The organism is Rubinisphaera margarita (genome assembly GCF_022267515.1).
GTDB lineage: Bacteria > Planctomycetota > Planctomycetia > Planctomycetales > Planctomycetaceae > Rubinisphaera > Rubinisphaera margarita.
This window is the reverse complement of record NZ_JAKFGB010000009.1, coordinates 549,809-566,803: the sequence shown is the minus strand read 5'-3', so window position 1 is coordinate 566,803 and position 16,995 is coordinate 549,809. Positions and strand designations below refer to the sequence as shown.

Annotated in this window: 10 protein-coding genes; 5 read left to right on the top strand and 5 right to left on the bottom strand. The window is 59.7% G+C overall.

Annotated features, from left to right (window positions below):
• The first annotated feature begins 29 nt into the window (after positions 1 to 29).
• The gene (locus L1A08_RS05540) at positions 30 to 1,484 is read left to right on the top strand and encodes a DUF1501 domain-containing protein (RefSeq protein WP_238755132.1); all 1,455 of its coding nucleotides are present in this window, start codon (positions 30 to 32) and stop codon (positions 1,482 to 1,484) included.
• Positions 1,485 to 1,493: 9 nt separating this feature from the next.
• Here L1A08_RS05540 and L1A08_RS05535 read toward each other — a convergent pair whose 3' ends face one another.
• Together L1A08_RS05535 and L1A08_RS05530 are read right to left on the bottom strand one after the other, a co-directional pair.
• On the bottom strand, positions 1,494 to 2,192 hold the full coding sequence (locus L1A08_RS05535; RefSeq protein ID WP_238755130.1) for a hypothetical protein: 699 nt from the start codon (positions 2,190 to 2,192) through the stop codon (positions 1,494 to 1,496).
• A 25-nt stretch (positions 2,193 to 2,217) separates the two neighbouring features.
• Positions 2,218 to 2,898 carry a hypothetical protein gene (locus L1A08_RS05530; RefSeq protein WP_238755128.1) on the bottom strand — a complete coding sequence of 227 codons (681 nt, stop codon included), beginning with the start codon at positions 2,896 to 2,898 and terminating at the stop codon, positions 2,218 to 2,220.
• Between the two features lie 197 nt (positions 2,899 to 3,095).
• Here L1A08_RS05530 and L1A08_RS05525 point away from each other — a divergent pair, with 197 nt between their 5' ends.
• The 3 genes from L1A08_RS05525 (at position 3,096) to L1A08_RS05515 (ending at position 8,947) form a co-directional block, all read left to right on the top strand.
• Positions 3,096 to 3,893, top strand: a complete 798-nt coding sequence (locus tag L1A08_RS05525; protein ID WP_238755126.1) for a ferritin-like domain-containing protein — start codon at positions 3,096 to 3,098, stop codon at positions 3,891 to 3,893.
• Positions 3,894 to 4,022: 129 nt separating this feature from the next.
• A complete protein-coding gene (locus L1A08_RS05520; RefSeq protein WP_238755124.1) occupies positions 4,023 to 7,478 on the top strand; it encodes a DUF1553 domain-containing protein in 3,456 nt (1,151 codons plus the stop codon).
• Positions 7,479 to 7,495: 17 nt separating this feature from the next.
• On the top strand, positions 7,496 to 8,947 hold the full coding sequence (locus L1A08_RS05515) for a DUF1501 domain-containing protein (RefSeq protein ID WP_238755122.1): 1,452 nt from the start codon (positions 7,496 to 7,498) through the stop codon (positions 8,945 to 8,947).
• Positions 8,948 to 9,096: 149 nt separating this feature from the next.
• Here L1A08_RS05515 and L1A08_RS05510 read toward each other — a convergent pair whose 3' ends face one another.
• Positions 9,097 to 10,467, bottom strand: coding sequence for a PhoH family protein (locus tag L1A08_RS05510; RefSeq protein ID WP_238755121.1), 1,371 nt, complete (start codon positions 10,465 to 10,467; stop codon positions 9,097 to 9,099).
• A gap of 385 nt (positions 10,468 to 10,852) precedes the next feature.
• Between L1A08_RS05510 and L1A08_RS05505 the strand changes: the two genes are divergently transcribed.
• Positions 10,853 to 11,185: a HesB/IscA family protein gene (locus L1A08_RS05505; RefSeq protein ID WP_238755119.1), complete on the top strand. Its 333-nt coding sequence runs from the start codon at positions 10,853 to 10,855 to the stop codon at positions 11,183 to 11,185.
• 412 nt (positions 11,186 to 11,597) lie between these two features.
• Here L1A08_RS05505 and L1A08_RS05500 read toward each other — a convergent pair whose 3' ends face one another.
• On the bottom strand, positions 11,598 to 16,217 hold the full coding sequence (locus tag L1A08_RS05500; protein ID WP_238755117.1) for a PVC-type heme-binding CxxCH protein: 4,620 nt from the start codon (positions 16,215 to 16,217) through the stop codon (positions 11,598 to 11,600).
• 170 nt (positions 16,218 to 16,387) lie between these two features.
• Positions 16,388 to 16,912 carry a hypothetical protein gene (locus L1A08_RS05495; RefSeq protein ID WP_238755115.1) on the bottom strand — a complete coding sequence of 175 codons (525 nt, stop codon included), beginning with the start codon at positions 16,910 to 16,912 and terminating at the stop codon, positions 16,388 to 16,390.
• Positions 16,913 to 16,995 lie beyond the last annotated feature (83 nt).

The window sequence follows — 16,995 nt, the reverse complement described above, 5'->3', positions numbered from 1 at the left end:
GAAACAGCGATACTACAGCGGAGTTCACTATGTCCGACTATTCGATCCACCACAGTTACTCCCGCCGCCAGATGCTGCAGCGGTCTTCGATTGGCTTTGGAGCGATGGCCCTGTCGAGCCTGCTGCATCGCGAGGCGGCAGCCAGTCCGCTCAGTCGCGATCTGCCGGAGCGAGCCGGGCTCAAGCAGCTGCATCATCCGCCAAAAGCGAAGCACGTGATCTTCTGCTTCATGTCGGGGGGCGTGTCGCATGTCGACTCGTTCGATCCGAAACCGAAGCTCGAAGAACTGCACGGCCAGCCGATGCCGGTCACGGTGCAGCGGACGCAGTTCAACAACAACGGCAACGTGATGGCCAGTCCGTTCAAGTACACGCAGCACGGCGAGAGCGGCATTCCGGTCAGCAGCATGTTCCCGCAGATCGGAGCCCAGGCCGATGAACTGGCCGTCATTCGTTCGATGACGACGCCGGTGAATGAACATGCTCAGGGCAACTTCTTCATGCACACCGGCTTCCCGTTCATGGGCTACCCGAGTGCGGGGGCCTGGTGCGCTTACGGACTCGGCACTGAGAACGAGAATCTGCCCGGCTACGTTGTTCTGCAGAGTGGCGATGCCGTCCCCCCGCATGGCGGGGTGCCGCTTTTCAGCAACGGCTTTCTCCCCGCTCAACATCAGGGTTCAATTCTGAAAGCCGACCAGCGGGAAGCTTTGACGAATATCCAGCCGCCCGATGCCTCGACCCTGCAGAAGCAGCGGCTCGATTTCGCGCAGTCGTTCGACCAGGACTTTCTCGCCACTACCGGAAAAGACTCGCAGGTTGAAGCGGCGATCCGCAACTACGAAACCGCCTTCCGCATGCAGACCGCCGTGCCGGAACTTTGCGACATCTCTGGCGAGACACAGGTGACGCACGAACTGTACGGGCTCAACTCGAGTGACAAGGAACTGGCCGCGTACGGGCGGCAATGTCTGCTGGCCCGCCGGCTCGTTGAACGGGGCGTCCGCTTCATTGAATTGAGCTGCCTGAACGAACGGGTCGGAGCCGGGAATGGGCCGAATCCCTGGGACCAGCACGGGGATCTCGAAAAGGGACATCGGGCCATGTCCAATCAGGTGGACCAGCCGATCGCCGGCCTCATTCAGGACCTGCGGCAACGCGGTCTGCTCGATGAAACGCTCATTGTCTGGGCCGGGGAGTTCGGTCGCACGCCGTTTTCACAGGGCAGCAACGGCCGCGATCATAACCCGTTCGGCTTCAGCATCTGGATGGCGGGCGGCGGTACCAAAGGGGGCACCATCTACGGAGCCACCGACGAACTCGGCTATCACGCCGTCGAAAACCGCTGCGAAGTCTACGACCTCTGGGCCACGGTCCTGCACCAGCTCGGCGTCAACCACGAGAAACTCACCTACCGCTACGGCGGCCGCGATTTCCGCCTGACCGACGTGCACGGAAACGTGCTGAATTCGGTGCTGGCGTAGCTGGGCCTTTCACTCCACCTCAAACACCATCAGCAGATAATCCCCGTTCCCGAGTTCTCGCCGAAACATCAGCGATGTTCCCGGCAGCAGCTTCCCTTCATAAAGCACGTTGCTGTGCAGAGACTGCGAGGCGAAGTCCGGGTTATCGGGCAGAGTCGGGGAATAGTGGCGGCCGTAACCCAGGTTGCCTTCAACACGGAACAGACGGGTCCCATTGCTGAGGCGGGCTCCCAGAAACCCGGCGAAGGATTGCGATTCGGTTTTCATCACCGAGATCACGCCGGGGATCACGTCGCCGACATCGAGCGGAATCCTCTGGCTGCGGGCGCTGCTCAGCGAGAACGACGTTCGCGGCCACATGCTGCACCCCGCCTCTCCGGAACTGATGGCGTAGCGAACCGAGTCATCCGGCAGCCTGCGGAAAGCTGCGAGCTGGGCGTCGTCAAGAACGATCGCGTCAAACGCCTGCGATTCTCCGGCTGGCGAACCAGGATGCACTTCGCCCTCGAGCGATGTCCCGGTCTCCGCGTCCACCACGTACCAGCTCCACTGCACCGTCGTGTCGAGTGTGTGGTTCAACTGCCAGTAGATGAACCCGTACACCCCGACCGCCGCGGCGGAGGCCATCAACAGCCCCCACATGACCGCACGCGTCCCAATGGGAACTGAGCCGGATGTCGTTTCAGGATTTGAGTCTTCGTCGGGCACTCAGTCTCCTTTGCCGCTGAACGTCTTACTTCATCTCGAACACCAGAATGTAAATCGATCCGTCGCTCAACTCTCGCCGCAGGGCAATTCCCTCTCCGCGATTCAGCGGTCCCTCATAAAGAACATGACTGAAGACGGCTTCCGGAGCATAAGCTGGATCGCCGGAGACGGGCGGGGCGAAACTCCGCTCATAACTCAACTTGGCTTCGATCCGAAACCACGGGCTTCCGTTCTGCAGTCGCGCCCCCAGAAAGCCGGTCAGTGAACTCAATTCGCTCACCATCATGCTCCCCGTGGGAGAATCGGGCCTGCTGACTCGCTTTGTCTTTGAACCGGCAAACGTGAAGGCGGTCCGCGGCCAGCTGGTCACACGAACCGATCCGGAGACGATTGCATCACGCGGCGAGCCATCGGCCAAAGTTCTCAGAGCGGCCACCTGTTCGGGTCCCATGTGAATCGCATCAAAGGGCTGCGGATCTCCCGGTCGCGATCCCGGAGAGAGTCTCCCCTGCACCACCGAGCCTTCACTCGCGTCGATTCGATACGTGACCCAGTCGACCTCGACATCCAGATTCCGATTCAGCTGGTGATACACGATCCCATAGGCGATCAGGCAGAGAGCAGCCACTCCCAGCAGGCACCAGATGAAGAGAGGGCTTTGAAGCGGAGAACGCCCGGATGAGGAATCGGAATGCTCTGTCGACACGATGGTCTTTCACAACAGTGCCAGGGAAATGAACTTCGACAGGAAGAACACAGAATACACAAACTGTACCGGGAAGTTCTCGCCTTTCTGAACAACCGTCTCCGTTTTTTCTTCGGGATCTCCGTTGCGTTACGTACTCTGAACGAGAGCCGCGGCGGCGAGTCGCGAGGAATTCCGGTCTTAGAAGGAGCGTTCACGTGACCCGCGAAGTTCAGCAAGCCGCCCCCCGTCCGTCTCTGCGAAGTTCCCGTCAGTGGGACGACTACTTCGCCCGCAACGAACAGGAACTGATGCCAATCCCCTGGGAAGCCGGCGGCGAGCTGACCGATCAGGAACGCAAAGCGATCACCAGTTCGATTCAGGGATTCCAGCTCGGCGAGAGCTCGGAAGGCTTTCACCTTTCGAAGTGTGCGCAAGCCTGGAGCGAACGCCACGCCGATCCCGATTATTACGAGGCGATCAAACGATTCATCCGCGAAGAGCAGCGGCACGCCCGCGATCTCGGCCGCTTCATGGAGATGGCCGACATCCCGAAAGTTCGCCAGACGTGGCCCGACACCGTGTTTCGCAAGCTCCGCCATTGCGCGAATCTGGAACTCTCGATCGCGGTCCTGGTGACAGCCGAGATCATCGCGAAGGTCTACTACCCCGCACTGCAGCAGGCGACCGCCTCGCCGGTGCTGCGAAAACTGTGCGATCAGATCATTCAGGATGAGAAGCCCCACGTTGAATTTCAGTGCGAACGTCTGGCCATTCTCCGGCGGCATCGCAGTCGCTTCACGGTTGTTTCGCGGCAGGCGCTGCATCGCTTCTTCCTGTTCGGCACCAGTCTGGTCGTCTGGCACAAACATGGCCGGGCGATGAAAGCGGGCGGCCTGGGGTTCGCCGCCTTCATGCGGGAATGCAGCCGGGAATTTGAACTCGCCCGCCAGCTGATGGATCCCGCCGCGTACGCGACCGAAGAGGCAGCCCTGACCCGGTTTGAGAAAGCCTGAACAAAGAACGAGGCGGCGGCCGGGATTCGTCAACTTTGGTGGTTTCCCGGTATTCCTCTTGGATTTTCGGCCTGAGAAGTGCATCATAAATCAGTGTCCTTCGATGCCTCCCGCTGAACGTCTCGCCTTATGAAGCATTTCCTCCTCACACTCAGTGTGCTCGCGTTCTGTCTGTCGGTTCGGCCGGCTGCTGCCGAGGATTCTCCGCAGATTGATTTCGTGACGCAGATTCGTCCGCTGCTCTCGAACAAATGCTTTCATTGTCACGGCCCCGATGAAGCCGAGCGTCAGGGCGATCTTCGACTCGATACTCAGAGCGGAGCTTTCGGCGAAACCGCGTCCGGTCTTCCCGCAATCACGCCGGGAGATGTCGATGACAGCGAACTGTTCCGACGCATCACCAGCGAGGACGATTCCGAACGGATGCCGCCCGCCGGCTCCGGCATGGAACTCGATGAGAAATCGATCGCGCTGATCCGGCAGTGGATCGAACAGGGAGCCGAGTACAAAGGGCACTGGTCGTATCAGAAGCCGGAACGCCCTGAACTCCCCGCGGTCCAAAACACCGACTGGCCGAACAACGAGATTGACCGGTTCGTGCTCGCCCGCCTCGAACGGGACGGTTTAAAACCGCAAGCCGAAGCCGACAAAGCCGCCCTGCTCCGTCGCGTGACGCTCGACCTGACGGGACTGCCGTCGACGCTGGAAGAAGCCGAAGAGTTTCTGAACGATCCGAGTCCACAGGCGTACGAACGGGTCGTCGATCGGCTGCTCGACACGTCCGCTTATGGCGAACACTGGGCACGGATGTGGCTCGATCTGGCCCGCTACGCCGACTCCGCCGGTTACGCCGATGACCCTTCGCGAACGATCTGGCTCTATCGCGATTACGTGATCCGCTCGCTCAATTCCAACAAGCCGTTCGATGAATTCACGATCGAACAGCTGGCCGGCGACCTGCTGCCGAATCCGACAGAAGACCAGCTGATCGCAACCGCGTTTCATCGCAACACGATGACCAACAATGAAGGGGGCACGAACGACGAAGAGTTCCGCAATGCGGCCATCGTCGACCGTGTGAATACGACCTTCGCCGTGTGGATGGGCACCACCATGGCCTGTGCACAATGCCATACGCACAAGTTCGACCCGATCAGCCATCAGGAGTATTTCGAGCTCTTCGCGATCTTCAACAACACCGCCGACGCCGACAAACGGGACGAGTCGCCGCTGCTCGAATGGTACTCGGAAGAGACAAAGCAGAAGAAAGCCAGCTGGCAGGCCGAGATTGCCGAGCTGAAGAAGATCCTGTCGACGCCAACCGAAGAGCTCAAAGCCGAGATGGCGGAATGGGAATCGCGTCTGCAGAAGCCACTGGAGTGGACCTCTCCGAATGTGCTGATTTTGACCGGCGCAAAGGATGTCGACATCGCCGGGGACCAGACGATTTCCGTCCCGGAATCGGGAGACCGGAGTACCTACCAGATCGAACTGCAGCCGCAGGAATCGGGGCAGTCGCTTCATGCCATTCAGCTCCAGTCACGCCCTGAAGATGGCGGAGCAGGACACGCGGACGGCGGGAACTTTGTCATCACCCGCGTGACGGCAGCCGTCGTTCCCGACGAAGGAACCGCTGTGCCGGGCCGGTTTGTGCGGATCGAGCTTCCGGGCAAAAAGCAGATTCTCTCGCTGGCCGAAGTGCAGGTCTTTTCCGCCGGTCGGAATCTCGGCCCCGAAGGCAAAGCGACGCAGAGCACCACCTCATACGATGCCCCGGCTGCCTACGCGATTGATGGCAATACCGACGGCAACTTCGACAATAAATCGGTGACGCATACCGAGACTGCCGACAATCCCTGGTGGGAAGTTGATCTTGGTCCGCTGCAGCCGATCGATCAGGTCGTGGTCTGGAATCGGACCGACAACAATCTGCAAAGCCGGCTGAAGAACTTCCGCGTGAGCATTCTCGATGCAGATCGAAAGTCCGTCTGGGAGCAGATGGAAGCGAAGCCGCCTCAGAACTCGACGACGTTCGCCGCGTCCTCCTCGCGACCGATCCCATTTTCACAGGCCTTTGCCGACTACGAACAGGAAGGCTTCCCGGCTGGGAATGTTCTTGATGTCGAGACTAAAGAGAAAACGGGCTGGGCCGTCGGCGGAAAAACAGCCGAGCCTCATACGCTGACGTTGACCGCGGAGAAGCCGTTTACGATCGGTGAGGGCGAGAAGCTGGTGGTCACCATCGAGCAGCAGTCGAAGTACGACAAGCACACCCTGAAACGATTTCGCATCGTGGCGACCGAGGATGATCGAGCAGCGGAGCTGGCTCGCATTCCCGATCAACTGCGAACGATTCTGCAGCAGCGAATGGAAGACCGCTCCCCTGAGGATCAACAGGAGTTGACGGCCTTCTACGTGCGAGAGATCGCACCGTCCCTGCAGAAATCGCGAGAGCGTCTCGCTTCTCTGGAAGCGTCGCTGGAGAAACTGAAGCCGACAACCACTGTTCCCGTCATGCGACAGTTGCCGGAGGATCAGCAGCGGAAGGCGCACATTCAGATTCGCGGCAACTTCATGGTCCACGGCGACGAGGTCTCGCCGGGGCTGCCCGAAGTCTTTGAGATTCCACTGGAAGTCGAGGAACCAACGCGACTCGATCTGGCTCACTGGCTCGTGCATCCGGCCAATCCGTTGACGCCGCGGGTGATTGCCAATCGGTACTGGGAGAAGTTGTTCGGCCTCGGGCTCGTCACCACCAGTGAGGAGTTTGGCTCCCAAGGAGAACTGCCGACGCACCCTGCTCTTCTCGACTGGCTGGCCACGGAATTGCTGCGACTCGACTGGGACCTGAAAGCGTTCGTGAAGACGATCGTCATGTCGGCTGCTTATCGGCAGACGGGAGCGGTTACTCCCGAGTTGCTGGAGGTTGACCCCGACAATCGACTGATAACACGCGGACCGCGCGTGCGGCTCTCCGCGGAAATGATTCGCGATCAGGCCCTCCGCATCAGTGGACTTCTCAGTTCGAAGATGTACGGCCCGCCGGTCAAACCGCCACAGCCAGATATCGGACTCAAGGCGGCTTTCGGAGCGGGAATCGACTGGGTGACCAGCAAAGGCGAAGACCGTTACCGCCGTGGACTTTACACGACCTGGCGACGATCCAACCCGTACCCGTCGATGGCCGCCTTCGATGCCCCGAACCGCGAGGTCTGCACCGTTCGCCGTGATCGCACGAACACCCCCCTGCAGGCGTTTGTGACCCTCAACGATCCCGCTTATGTCGAAGCAGCTCAGGCACTCGGACGTCGCATGGCTTCCCGGGAGGGAACGATTGCCGAGCAGTTATCACACGGATTCCGACTCTGTCTAATCCGCGAACCGAGCAAAGCGGAACTCGATCGTTTGCTGAATCTGTTCGAGACCGTGCGAACGAATTACCAGAACGATCTTGCAGCCGCGAAGACGTTTGCCGAAGAGCCGCTCGGTCCGCTTCCGGAAGGAGCCGATCCGGCTGCGATGGCGGCGTGGACGCTGGTCGGAAACGTCCTGTTGAATCTCGACGAAGTACTGATGAAGCCGTAACGCGGAAAGTGACTCTCATGTCTCCGATTCACGATTCAATGTGGAACCCTACGCGACGCTACTTCCTGCAGCAGTCCGGCATCGGGCTCGGTGCGGCTGCCCTGTCGTCGCTCTTCCCCGGTTCAGCCGCAGCCAATTCCGATGGCGAGGTCAATCCACTCGCCGTTAGAGATCCGCACTTTACGCCCAAGGCGAAGCGGGTCATCTACCTGCATATGACCGGCTCCCCGCCGAACCTCGACCTGTTCGACTACAAGCCGGAACTGGTCCGCCGCAATGGGGAAGACTGCCCGCAGTCGTTCCTCGAAGGCAAGCGATTCGCGTTCACGACCGGCGTGCCCACGCTGCTCGGAACGCCGCAGAAGTTCAAGCAGGTCGGCGAATCGGGCACGTGGATGTCGGAAGCGATTCCGCATCTGCACGAAGTTGCCGACGAGATGTGCCTGATCCATTCGATGACGACCGACCAGTTCAATCATGCCCCCGCCGAACTGCTGCTCTACACCGGCGCAGCTCAATCGGGGCGCCCTTCGATGGGATCGTGGATCACCTACGGGCTCGGGTCCGAAAGCGAGAACCTGCCGGGCTTCGTGGTTCTCATCTCCAGTGGAGTCCAGCCGAACGGCGGGAACAAATCGTTCGGCAGCGGGTTTCTCCCCTCTGTCTTTCAGGGCGTGCAGTGCCGTTCGCAGGGCGATCCGGTGCTGTTCGTTTCCAATCCGGAAGGCATGGACCGCAACGTGCGTCGGATGAGCCTCGATGCTCTGCGGGACCTGAATGAATTACAGGCCGAGCGGCTCGGACATCCGGAAACGCAGACGCGGATTGCTCAATACGAGCTCGCGTTTCGCATGCAGGTTTCCGTGCCAGAAGTGATGGACATCGGGAGTGAAACCAAAGAGACGCTCGAAGCGTACGGAGCAGAACCGGGGGCGTCTTCACTGGCGAACAACTGTTTGCTCGCCCGGCGTCTCGTGGAGTCGGGCGTCCGGTTCGTGCAGCTGTTCGACTGGGGCTGGGACTATCACGGCACCTCGGCTGGATCGGGGATTGGCGATGGCCTCAAAGACAAATGCAAAACGATGGACAAGCCGGTCGCCGCGTTGATCAAGGATCTGAAGCAGCGGGGTCTGCTCGAAGACACGCTTGTGGTCTGGGGCGGCGAGTTCGGTCGCACGCCGTTTCGCGAAGGACGCACCGCGAAGAGCAAGATTCTCGGACGCGACCATTACCCGGACTGCTACACGATGTGGATGGCCGGTGGCGGCGTGAAGCCGGGATACAATCACGGGCAGACCGATGAACTCGGGTTCGGCGTCACCGAGAACAAGGTCCACATCCACGACTTCCAGGCCACCATCCTGCACCTGCTCGGCTTCAACCACGAACGCCTGACGTATCGCTTCCAGGGCCGCGACTACCGCCTGACCGACGTGCACGGCCACGTGGTGAAAGACATCCTCGCCTGAGTCGCCAGGCGACAGATCGCTTCGGTCGGTCAGGACGGAGAAAAGTGCTCAGTGCATTCTTTCATGCTTCTCCGGCAGTCGCATGGCGTTAATCCCCTGCGCTGCTGACTTTGCTCCTGCCAACGCCTGTCGTCGACTTTTGAATTTGCTCAGAGCAGGTCGCTGGCGAGTTCGGCCAGGGCGCTGCGTTCTCCCTTTTCGAGGGTGATGTGGGCATACAGCGGCTGACCGACCATGCGGTTGATTAGATAACTGAAGCCGTTTGACAGAGCGTCGAGATAGGGATGGTCGATCTGGTGGATGTCACCAGTGAAGACAATCTTCGTTCCTTCGCCAGCTCGGGTGATGATCGTCTTGATCTCGTGCGGCGTCAGGTTCTGCGCTTCATCGACGATGAAGAAGATCCTCTGCAGGCTGCGACCACGGATGTAAGCCAGCGGCGTGATTTCGAGCTTCTTGGTCTCGAGCAGTTCCTGAATTTTGTCGCCGGCATCCGACTGCCGGTTTTCATGTCGAATCACGGTAAGGTTGTCGAAGAGCGGTTGCATGTACGGATCGAGCTTGGCGGAAACATCGCCGGGCAGGTAGCCGATATCCCGATTGCTGAGCGGGACGATCGGCCGGGCCAGCAGAATCTGCCGGTAGTTCTGCCGTTGTTCCAGAGCCGCGGCAAGAGCAAGCAACGTCTTACCGGAACCGGCTTTGCCGGCGAGCGTCACGAGTTTGATGTCGTCGCTGAGCAGCGCCCGGATGGCGAAGGCCTGTTCGGCGTTTCGAGGCGTGATCCCGTACGTGGTGTGCTTCTCGACCCGATGATACGACTGATTCGTCGGATCGTAAGTGGCCAGGACCGACTTGGACCCATTCCGGATAATGAAATTCTCGTGGGCCAGGGGCAGTTCGATCGGCAGCTGAGCGTCTGCAGCCGGGACGGTTCCGGAGCCGGTGTAGAACCGGTCGACTTCAGCCGAGTCGACCCCTTCGATCAGTCGCTTGCCGGTGTAGAGTTTGTCGAAGCTCTCGACTTTATCGTTGCTGTAATCCTGAGCGACCAGGCCGACGGCCTTGGCTTTCATCCTCAGGTTGGTGTCTTTGGTGATTAGAATGACCGGGCGTCGGGTTTCCTGATCGAGCACCTCGAGAGCGGAGTTGAGAATGCGATGGTCGGGAACGTCCTGGGTCAGGACATCTTTCAGACGGGAATGGGCAGGTCCGCCGAGAATAACGCGGATCCGGCCGAGTCCGGGACCAAGCGAGGCCCCCGCTGAAGAAAGGACGTCTCCGGTCAGATCATCAAGTGTCCGGAGAAACTGTCGGGCCTGGAAATGGATATCGTCATTTCCCTTTTTGAACCGGTCGAGCTCTTCGAGCACGGTCATCGGGATCGCGATATCGTTTTCCTCGAACTTGTGAATGCAACCCGCGTCGTGCAGGATCACATTGGTGTCGAGAACGAAGACCTTTGGATTGGAGATACGGGCCGGGGACGAATACTCGAGAAGCGAAGCCTGATCAATCATATGCTTCCTTGCAGGTGTACCGGTTGTCGTAAACAGGTCAGGCTGCGGTATATCAGAATCCGCGCGACTCCGAAACGCCAATCGCCCAACCCCGCTATTCTTTCACCCCATTTTCATGAAGTCCAGCGGAATCTTCCCAATCGCGACAGGATGCCCTTTGGCCGTCAGACCGGAATCTGCGGGGGTTTCTGGGGAAAACGCCCTTGGATTTTTGGAAGAACGACGTTTATAATTGCGACACTGGGGTTTTGACTCAGGAATGCGCCACAACCAGCCGCCCGTCGGGTGGACTGCTGAAGTTACCCGCCTCCCGGCCAGTCGTGTGCAATCGCACCGGTCGGCGATACCGAGAACACCTTGCAAGTTTGCTGAGGAGATGAGTGTTATGGCAGTGAATGTCACTGAAAAAGCCGCCAATGAAATCAAGCGCGTGATCGGCGAGCAGGCCAAAGACGGAACGACTGTCCTCCGTATCGGCGTCCGTGCCGGCGGTTGCAGCGGATTCCAGTACAACCTGGCCCTCGATGATCAGTTCGATGCTGCCAAGGACGATCTCTCCGAGCAGCACGGCGTGACCGTGGCCGTCGACAAGAAGAGCATGCTCTATCTGGACGGCACGACCATCGATTACTACGACGGTCTCGAAAAACGCGGCTTCTCGTTCGACAACCCGAACGTCGTCAAGAGCTGCGGCTGCGGCAGCAGCTTCCAGGCCTAATCGCCTGAGGTCGAAACAGGAAGCCGGCTGGACCAAACGGGACAGCCGGCTTTTTTCACGCGCGGTTCCAGCCTGTATTCCCGATCCGAAACGTGAGTGAGGGCCCAGGAGGGGTGGCCCCGAAAGATTCTTTCGGGGCGGCGCAGCCGTGGGAGAACGGGATTGGACGCTGGGAGTCGTTGAACCGGGGAGACGTTATAGAGCCGCGGAACTCAGACGCTGATCTTAGTCAAACTGCATTCTCCCAGGGCTTCGCCACCCTGCGAACCGTTCACGGTGAGCATTCAATACCGAGATGAATCTCTGTGCGATCCCGTCATCCGGTTTGAACCCTTCCGCGATCTACAGACAAGCAGCGTCGCTACGGTTGGGTTCCGTGCTTCCCTATCACCTAACGCCCAGTGCCTAACGCCTATTTCTTCTTCTCCTTCAGCGTCAGCATGTAATCGACTACGTCAACGAGTTCCTGTCCGGACATCACCTTCTGCAGGTCGGCCGGCATGAGGGAGACCTCCTGTTTGACGAGTTCTTCGACGTCCTCCATCGGGACGGTTTTCACGAAGCCTTCGGAGTTCTTGATGCTGATCTCGTCATCGGTTCGGCTCTGGAGCAGGCCGCTGACGACTTCTCCGTCAATCGTGACAGCCGTGTACGTCTCGTAGTTGTGGCTGATCCCGGCGGAGGGATACAGGATCGATTCGAACATCGCCTGCTTGCTCAGCTTCTTGCCGATTTCCGACAGGTCCGGACCAACTTCCTTGCCCTGTCCGTTCACCTGATGACACTTGGCACAGGTGCCGTTGGTGTGGAAGACGATGCGACCGTTCTTGACGTCGCCTTCCCGTTTCACCAGTTCCGAAATCGGAGGCAGCGGTTCAGCATCCTTGGACGGAGGCAGCGGATACAGTTCGCTGGCGACGTCCTTGACGTCTTTGTACGTCGACGCGTGCAGCACGGCTGCAATGGCCTGCTGCAGAGATGCCGGGGCCTTACCTTCCTTCGCGAAATTCATTACGGCCACGGTACCCGGACGAGTCCGGCCCATCGAGCCAGCCGCAGCTCGGCGGACGCTGAAATCGACGCCGTCATCAGTGAGAACCTGCCGCAGCCATTTGGCCGCTTCATTCTCTCCAGCAAGTCCCATGGCCTGGGCAATCTTCCGGGCATCTTCGGGATTACGTTCTTTCATCGCCGTGACCAGTAACTTACCCTGCTTGTTATTGAGCAGCGTGCGGACGGCGTCGATTCCGAGTTGCTGATCGGCGTGCGACACCACAATGTCGATCAGATCCGGATAGCGTTCCTCAAGCTTGAATCGCTCGACGATCGTGAGAAACGTCTGCGATTCCGGCTTCGACGTGAGCAGATCATTCAGCGGCTTGCGATAGTCGGGACGGGCATTCAGATCGAGACTGCGAACTCGGGAGATTGCTTCGGAGGCGATCAGATCGGCTCGGGCATCGCTGTCTCGCTTCGTGAATGCAAGTTCGGCCAGAGCTTCCTGCGGAACCTGGGGAGCGAAGTCGAGTGAGCGGAACAGTCGCGGCAGTTCTTCGGCAGGAGTCTGCGGATCGTCGATGAGTGCGATCAGATGCTCAGCCGTCACGTCGGCTCGGGATCGCCAGATGATGTCGCGACCCGCTTTGGTTCGCCAGTTGTCGCCAACCCGTGCCAGCCAGGCATTGAGGCATTCGCTCCATTGCCCGTGAGCGGCGATGCCCAGGGCTTCGAGATACCAGCGGTCTTCGCCGTCGTGCTGAACCGCCAGATCAGCCCAGAATTCAGGCTCGTTCGGCAGATCGAGATCGCGGATGGCGATCAGCATTTCGCGGCGGACAGCGGGAGATTCGTCGTCGGGACCAATCACGCCGATGAACTCGGTCGGCGGAATCTGATCGGCCAGCTGGCGAGCCAGGCGAATGGCCGTGATGCGAATATCGGGATCGGCATCTTTCAGACCGGCTTTGATGTACTCCTTTGTCTTTTCAGGACCGAGCCCCAGTTTGCCGAGCGCCCAGAGAGCACGGGCCCGATAGCGGGACACATCGGCATTCCACATTTCGACGAGAGCGGCTTCCGCCTTCGGACCGGCTTCCTGCAGTCGCGTCCACGCCTGATAACGAGTCGCCTGATTCGGGCTCCAGAGAGCTTTGACCGCACCTTCCACCGTTGAGGTGTCGATCTTCGCGATCTTGTAATGATGCTCCGGCGGAGCGACGCGGAAAACGCGGCCCCGGTCGACGTCGCCCATGCGGTGTCCGCCGACGCCCGGATCGTACCAGTCGGCAACAAACAGAGACCCATCGGGAGCGACGCAGACATCGGAAGGCCGGAACCACTGATCGCGGGCGCCTTCGAGAATGTTGACCGTTGTCGCGGTATAGCCCGCGCCCTCTTTCTCGACCGGATAGCTGCGGACGACGTTCGGGCCGGCGTCGCAGTGGATCAGTTCGTCGCGAAAGACTTCGGGGAGCAGGTTGCCTTCATAACAGAGAATTCCAGTCGGCGAACCGGCTCCGGTCTGCAGGAGGTTCGGCATCGTGCCCGGATCGTTCAGGTGCCAGTGACGCAGCGGGATCTCCTCACTCCAGCCGGTGCGGGGATCGCGCCAGCCGGCTCCGGTCAGCTCGTCTTTGTAGCCGTAGTTGCCGAACTCCATTACGTAGTTAATGCGAACGCCGCGGTTGCCGTCGTCGTCATTGTCACTTTGCCAGATCGTGCCAAAGGAATCGACGCAGACTTCCCAGTTGTTGCGGAAGTTCCAGCCGAGGGTTTCGAACTCGGAACCATCCATGTTGCAGCGGAAGACCATCCCCTCCTGATACGGCTTGCGGGAACTGTCGACGACGTTTCCCTGCTTGTCGACGATCGGCTCGCCGTCTTCGTCTTTGATCTGCTTGCCGGAGTTGCCGAAGTTGAAGTAGAGCTTGCCATCGGGGCCGAACACGACGGCGTGAATCCCGTGATCGTGCTGGGTGCCGTCGATGCCGGTGAAGAGCGTTTCCTTGTAGTCGGCTTTGTCGTCGTGATCGCTGTCGGTTAACACGAAGACACTGTCGCCGGCGGAGACGATCACTTTGTTGCCGAGCACGCAGATGCCGTGAGCCGAGTCGATGTCGCGGCCCTGGTAAAAGGTCTTCACATCATCGGCTTTGCCGTCGCCATCAGTGTCGGTGAGGATCAGAATCCGGTCGCCTTCTTCACGGACCGGCGAATCGGTGTTCCGGAAGTTGCGATAGTTGACAACCTCGCAAATCCAGACGCGGCCGAGATGGTCGATATCCATGTTTGTCGGGTTGCCGATCAGCGGTTCTCCGGCGAAGACCTCCGCGGTGAGACCCTCCGCGATATCGAGCTGAGCAATCGCATCCTTCAGCTCGCGGCTCTGTTCGGGCGGATCGGTTTTCGCCACCAGGGCGACCGGTTTGACGGAGATCGCCTTCTCCAGTGCCTTCTCAGAAACAGGTACGCCGAGCGGCGGATTATATTTCCAGTTCTTCGGCTGTTCGTAGTCCTGGTTTTTCTGAAGGTCTTCAACGGTTGGCGTCGGCGATTCGATGCCCGACGCGGGGACTTCGGCGTGAGCGGTCCAGGCGATCGCGTTCAGCACGACTTTGCGGAAGTTGTCGTTCTGCCAGTTCTGGTGGAAGTGCCCGCCGGTGAACCCGAACGAGCGGCCATTGTTGTCCCGCGTCGCGGCCCAGCCGACGTGCTGCGGTTCCTTGCGGACAAGGACGGCGTCGCGAACGTACGGGTTGCCGCTGTGGTGTCCGTCTTTGCGGCTCAGTGTTTCACGGGGCGGCAGGTCGGTCAGGATCGGCGTGACGCCTTCCATGTCTTCCCGGAACCGCATGTGATAGTACCATTCGTCGTTGATCGTAAACGGCTGCACGCCGCGTGTGATCGGATGCTTCGGCAGGTTGTCGAACGAAGCGGTCCAGTGCGGATTCACCGACCAGTCGATCTCAAAGTAGCCGCCAAGCCATTCGAGAAAGTGCTCACCCTCCGGGCCTTTCACCGTTTCGACCGCATAGTGCAGGCAGACGAGGCCGACGCCTTTGTCCATGACGCTGTCGAACTCTTCAAGGTGATTGTTCAGAAAGTGACGGCCGCCCCCGTCGCAGTAGGCGACGACGGTATCGGCGTTGTCGAACGCGGTGACATCCTGCGGCCAGCCATCGGCGTAAACGGTGGTGATGACGGGAAGTCCACTTTTGTTGAGCGAGTCAGCCAGCAGCATGCAGCCTGCTTTGTGCTCGTGGGAGAAGTAGCCGTGACTCTTCGTCCCGGCGACAAAGACGATCTTCTTTGTGTTTTCAAGCGGCAGTCGCTTCAATTGGATGTCGCGGAACTCGACTTTCATCGGCGGGCCGGAATGCAGCTGCAGAGCCAGCACACCCATGAATTCCCGATTGTCTTTGTCTTCGTCAATCACTTTTGCGGTGGTCTTGCCGTTGATCGCCAGCGTGAGCTCATTCCCTCTGGCGGTGATGTGATACGTGTTCCAGCCGTCGAGGTTAATCGATTTCAACAACTCGTCCGCATCGCCAATCGAGCTTCGCTCCATGTCGTCTTTGCTGTTGACGACCGTCTTCATGCCGCGCGTGGCAAGCGTGCCCCGGCCGTGCTCGTCGTAGCAGGCTCCGAGCCATTTTCCGGCCAGATCGATATCGGCCTGATAGCCGACGACATGACCGTCGGGGGCGACCTGAGAGCGGAACTGAATGCCGGAGTTCGCCGATTCCGACCCCGAGATGCGGAACTCGAGTTTCAGTTCGAAGTTGTCGACATCGGCTGCCCAGCGAAGAAACTGATTCGTCTTGCAGGGCTTGTCCGGTGTCGATTCGGCGACGATGGCACCGTTTTCGACCCGCCAGAAGATTTCATCGCCCGACCAGCCCGAAAGGTCCTTGCCATTGAAGATCGGCTTGAAGCCATCCGGTTCGTCAGCCGCCGGGCTCGTGCAGGCGGACATCATCAGCATCACGACTGCGGTGAAGGCAGACAGGGGGCGAAAACACGAGACAATCATGGGCTACCTCGGATAAGAATCTGGCGCGAACGGTCCCTCCGCAACAGTCAGAATCTCCCAGTCTGACCGGAGCGACGCAGCGCAGTCGCATGTGTAAGGTTTGATTCGACACTATAACACTGACGTACACAACCGCGAAAGTATCGACCGCTAAATTGCGGCCCGGCACCCTACCTGTTCTGTCGGCGGAATACGAACACGGCAGCTGCACCTCCCGCGGCTGCGAGCACGATTTCGCCGACGAGCAGGCTCCAGCAGAGCGACGATTCCGGGGAGACTGAGAGAGCCGAGTAGCGGTGTGCCAGATAGTCCGTCAGTTCGATCTGTCGTTCAGTTGCGATCTGTTCCCGGAGTTCGGGGAGGAAGCCGGGGAGTTCATCCAGTTCCTTCTCGATCGCGGCCGCTTCATGGTTCCGGTAGATGCGATACGACTCGGCGGTGCGTCCGACTTCCGCCAGTCCAGCGGCGAGAACCAGCAGAGCAATCTGCCAGCGAGCCGGGGGAACGGCGAGGGAACGCAACAGGGTAAGTCCGGTCCAGACCACGGCTGCTCCGAGTACACAGGAGAACAGGCCAATCTTCCGGACGGGGGCAGGAGCCCAGACAGCCGCGAGGGTCCAGAGCAGTGTGCAGCCGGCGACCAGAAGCAGCCAGCGGAGCGTGCCGGAATGGGTCGGAGGGGCGGGAGTGTTCATCGGCGGGTTACTGGCGTTGAATTTCAGCCTCCGGAGATTCGCCGAACGGGAGGCGAATGGGACGAGCCGTGGGTTCTCAATGT

Bases quoted from the DNA above. Each gene is read 5' to 3' on its own strand.
- L1A08_RS05540 (WP_238755132.1), top strand. From the start codon at position 30: ATGTCCGACTATTCGATCCACCACAGTTACTCCCGCCGCCAGATGCTG.
- L1A08_RS05520 (WP_238755124.1), top strand. From the start codon at position 4,023: ATGAAGCATTTCCTCCTCACACTCAGTGTGCTCGCGTTCTGTCTGTCG.
- L1A08_RS05515 (WP_238755122.1), top strand. From the start codon at position 7,496: ATGTCTCCGATTCACGATTCAATGTGGAACCCTACGCGACGCTACTTC.
- L1A08_RS05510 (WP_238755121.1), bottom strand. From the start codon at position 10,467: ATGATTGATCAGGCTTCGCTTCTCGAGTATTCGTCCCCGGCCCGTATC.
- L1A08_RS05505 (WP_238755119.1), top strand. From the start codon at position 10,853: ATGGCAGTGAATGTCACTGAAAAAGCCGCCAATGAAATCAAGCGCGTG.
- L1A08_RS05500 (WP_238755117.1), bottom strand. From the start codon at position 16,217: ATGATTGTCTCGTGTTTTCGCCCCCTGTCTGCCTTCACCGCAGTCGTG.
- L1A08_RS05495 (WP_238755115.1), bottom strand. From the start codon at position 16,912: ATGAACACTCCCGCCCCTCCGACCCATTCCGGCACGCTCCGCTGGCTG.